This is a genomic window from Arthrobacter sp. SDTb3-6, assembly GCF_013376095.1.
Lineage (GTDB): Bacteria > Actinomycetota > Actinomycetes > Actinomycetales > Micrococcaceae > Specibacter.
This window is the reverse complement of sequence record NZ_JAAMFN010000136.1, coordinates 1-692: the sequence shown is the minus strand read 5'-3', so window position 1 is coordinate 692 and position 692 is coordinate 1. Positions and strand designations below refer to the sequence as shown.

Annotated in this window: 1 protein-coding gene; it reads right to left on the bottom strand. The window is 68.9% G+C overall.

Annotated elements, in window-relative coordinates; genetic code table 11:
• Nucleotides 1–692, bottom strand: a 692-nt coding sequence (locus G6035_RS19660) for an alanine dehydrogenase (protein WP_176618783.1), incomplete at both ends; no start/stop codon positions are given.

The window sequence follows — 692 nt, the reverse complement described above, 5'->3', positions numbered from 1 at the left end:
TTGGCCAGTGCCACGGCGTAGCGGAGCGTGACATTGGTCAGGGCGTACGTGGACGTGTTCGGCACCGCGCCCGGCATGTTGGCCACGCAGTAAAAGACGGAGTTGTGCACCGTGAACGTGGGGTTTTCATGCGTCGTGGGATGGGTGTCCTCGAAGCAGCCGCCCTGGTCCACGGCGATGTCCACCAGCACCGAGCCCGGCTTCATCCTGGAAACCAGCGCATTCGTGACGAGCTTGGGCGCCTTGGCCCCGGGGATCAGCACCGAGCCGATCACCAGGTCCGCCTGCAGCAGCGCACGCTCGATCTCCAGGGTGTTGGAGGCCACGGTCTTCAGCCGTCCCTGGTAGTGGTCGTCCAGCTGGTGGAGGCGGTCGATGTTGATGTCCAGGATGGTCACGTCCGCGCCGGCGCCAATGGCCATGGCCGCGGCGTTGGTGCCCGAGACGCCGGCACCGAGTATCACCACGTTGGCCGGGCGGACACCCGGGACGCCGCCAAGCAGGATGCCCTTGCCGCCGGCCGGTGCGGTGAGGCACTGGGCGCCCACCTGGACGGACAGGCGCCCCGCCACCTCGGACATGGGGGCCAGCAGCGGCAGGACACGGCCCTGCTGCACGGTCTCGTAGGCGATGGCGGTGACGCCGCTCTCCATGAGCGCGTGGGTCAGCTCCGGCTCGGCCGCGAGGTGCAG